At 71.3% G+C, this 3,072-nt stretch carries 3 protein-coding genes and 1 tRNA gene; 3 read left to right on the top strand and 1 reads right to left on the bottom strand.

What is annotated here, in order from left to right; translation table 11 throughout:
- From E1265_RS35250 to E1265_RS35240, 3 genes are all read left to right on the top strand, one after another.
- Positions 1-1,281 (top strand): replication initiator (locus E1265_RS35250; RefSeq protein ID WP_279571497.1); only part of this gene is annotated, 1,281 nt, incomplete at its 5' end.
- Complete coding sequence (locus tag E1265_RS35245) at positions 1,278-1,490, top strand: excisionase family DNA-binding protein (RefSeq protein WP_132935026.1); 213 nt, start codon at positions 1,278-1,280, stop codon at positions 1,488-1,490. The genes E1265_RS35250 and E1265_RS35245, both read left to right, overlap by 4 nt.
- Positions 1,487-2,737 carry a site-specific integrase gene (locus tag E1265_RS35240; RefSeq protein WP_132935025.1) on the top strand — a complete coding sequence of 417 codons (1,251 nt, stop codon included), beginning with the start codon at positions 1,487-1,489 and terminating at the stop codon, positions 2,735-2,737. The genes E1265_RS35245 and E1265_RS35240 overlap by 4 nt, the downstream gene beginning before the upstream one ends.
- A gap of 109 nt (positions 2,738-2,846) precedes the next feature.
- Here E1265_RS35240 and E1265_RS35235 read toward each other — a convergent pair.
- Positions 2,847-2,920, bottom strand: a tRNA-Ala gene (locus tag E1265_RS35235).
- Positions 2,921-3,072 lie beyond the last annotated feature (152 nt).

Here is a 3,072-nt window from a genome sequence, read left to right as displayed (position 1 = left end):
CTGGGCAACCTGCCCTCCCTCGCCCGGCAGCTGACCGGCCTCGGCGGCTGCACCCGCCCCATCCGCCTCGCCGGCCACCGCACCGAACACCACCTCGACACCACCACCGGAGAGATCGGCGACGTCCTGGCCCACCTCGAATCCGGCACCCTGCCCGCCGGACACCTCCTCACCCGCTGCAACAACCGCCGCGCCACCCGCTGCGCGGCCTGCGCCGAGACCTACCGCCGCGACACCTACCACCTCATCACCGCCGGACTGAAAGGAGGCAAGGGCGTGCCCGAGCGTGTCGGGGCGCATCCGAGAGTCTTCGCCACCTTCACCGCGCCCGGCTTCGGCCCGGTCCACAACAGGCCCGCCCAACGCCCCGCCTGCCGCTGCGGCCACACCCACGCTCCGGACGACGAACGGCTCGGCACCCCGCTCGATCCCGCCCGCTACGACTACGAAGCGGCCGTACTGTGGAACGCCCACGCCGGGGCCCTGTGGCGCCGCTTCACCATCTACCTCCGCCGCGAGATCGCCAAGCGCGCCGGACTCACCCAACGCGCCTTCGCCCAGCACGCACGCGTCTCCTTCGCCAAGGTCGCCGAGTACCAGAAGCGCGGCGCCGTCCACTTCCACGCCGTCATCCGCCTCGACGGCCCCGAGGGCGGCCCCAGCACGCCCCCGCACTGGGCAACGGCCGAACTGCTCACCGACGCCATCCGCGCCGCCGCTACCGCGGCCACCGTGAACGGCCCCGTCTTCGACGGACGCGCGCACACCTTCCGCTTCGGGCGACAGCTCGACGTCCGCGCCATCCGGTCGGCCGACCTCGACCACGGCCAGGAGCTGACCGAACAAGCCGTGGCCGGCTACATCGCCAAGTACGCCACCAAGGGCGCCGAGACCGCCACCGGCACCCTTGACCGCCCCCTGCGCTTCCTCGCCGAACTGGCCACGCTCAACGTCTCCGAGCACGCCCGGCGCCTCATCCGCGCCGCATGGACCCTCGGGGCCCGCAAGGACCTGGAACACCTGCGGCTGCGGGCCTGGGCCCACATGCTCGGCTTCCGCGGCCACTTCTCCACCAAGTCCCGCCGCTACTCCACCACCCTCACCGCCCTCCGCGACGCACGCGCCGCATGGCGCCACGCACAGACGCACGGCGACCGGGAGGAGACCACCCTCGTCCTCTCCCACTGGACCTACGCCGGCACCGGCCTGAGCCCGGCCGAACAGTGGCTCTCCACCACCCTCGCCCCCGCGCCTGGCACCGAAGGAGAACCGACCCCATGACCACCACGACGGCCATCACCCGCAAGTGGCACACCACGGCCGAAGTCGCGGCCATGCTCGGCTTCGGCCTCTCCAAGACCAAGATGCTCGTCGCCACGGGCGAGATCCGCTCCGTCAAGATCGGCCGCAACCGCCGCATCCTTCCCGCCTGGGTCGACGAATACGTCCAGCACTGCGCCGCGAACGCCTCCGCGGAGCGTGCGGCATGAGCGGCAAACGCGGCAACGGTGAGGGCTCCATCTACCCCTATCGGAACGGCTTCGCCGCCTACGCCTGGGTCACCACTCCGGAAGGGAAGCGGAAGCGCAAGTACGTCTACGGACCCACCCGCACCGCCGTCCACGAAAAGTGGATCAAGCTGCACGCCGAAGCCGGCAAGGGGCCCGTGGCCACCAGCGTGCCCACGCTGGGGCAGTACCTCGCCGACTGGCTGAAGGACGTGGTGCGGCCGGAGTTGAAGCCGAAGACGGCCGAGACCTACGCGATGCACGTCCGCCTCTACATCACCCCCGGCCTGGGGGCGAAGCGGCTCGACAAGCTGACCGTCCGAGACGTGCGGACGTGGATCAACGGCCTGATGACGCAGTGCCAGTGCTGTGCTCAGGGCAAGGACGCCAGGCGGCCGGAGAGGCACCGGGACCCGAAGCAGCGGCGGCACTGCTGCGCGGTCGGCCAGTGCTGCCGGCAGCTCCCGTCACGGCGGACTGTCCAGGACGCCCGGACCGTGCTGCGGTCGGCGCTCACGCACGCCATGACCGAGGAGGTGATCTCGAAGAACGTGGCCGGGCTGGTCAAGGTCCGGTCGGTCCGGCGGACGAAGCCGCAGCCCTGGTCCGTGGAGGAGGCGCGGACCTTCCTGGAGGCTGCCAGGGCCGCCGGCGATCCGCTCTACCCTGCCTACGTGCTGACGCTCGTCCTCGGGCTCCGCCGCGGGGAAGTGCTCGGGCTGACCTGGGGCAGCGTGGACCTGGACGCGGGGGAGCTGAGCGTGGAGCACTCCTTGCAGCGCATCCAGCGGCGCCTGGTGCACGACGAGACCAAGACCGAGGCGTCCACAGCCGTGCTGCCGCTGCCCGACATCTGCCGCGCCGGGCTGAAGCTCCGGCGGGCGGCGCAGGAAGCCGCGCGGACGGCGGCGGGGGAGCTGTGGACCGAGAGCGGGTTCGTGTTCACCACCCGCTTCGGAACGCCGATCGACCCGAGGAACTTCAACCGGCAGTTCGCCGCGCGGGCCGACAAGGCGAGGGTGCGCCGCATCCGGCTGCACGACACCCGGCACACCTGCGGATCGCTCCTGGCCGCCCTGGACGTGCACCCGCGCATCGCCATGCAGATCCTCCGGCACAGCAAGATCGCGGTCACCATGGAGGTCTACACGCACGTGCCGTCCGAGGCGACGCGCAAGGCGCTGCGGAAGCTCGGCAGACACCTCGGCGGCGCCGCGCGGAGCGCGTAGGGCCGTTGCTGTACTTCGCTGCTTGCACCCACGCGAAAGCCCCCGCCGATCGAGATCGGCGGGGGCTCCCGTCTGCCGTTCCACCTGGTACTGGGAACGGTCCATGCTGTGGACCTGAGGGGATTTGAACCCCTGACCCCCTCGTTGCGAACGAGATGCGCTACCAGGCTGCGCTACAGGCCCTTGCGACGTGGAAACTGTAGCACTCCGGGTGGGACGGACCGAAATCCGTTCTGGGGTGGATGATCACTCGCCGGAGGCGCGGCGGTGGCGGTCGTCGTCGGGGTCGGCGTACTGGTCGAAGAGGGGCGTGCGCTGCGGGCCCGGCTGGGGGG

This window comes from Streptomyces sp. 8K308 (assembly GCF_004348315.1).
Classification (GTDB): domain Bacteria; phylum Actinomycetota; class Actinomycetes; order Streptomycetales; family Streptomycetaceae; genus Streptomyces.
Note: the sequence above shows the minus strand (reverse complement) of the source record. Positions and strands in the feature narration are given on the sequence as shown.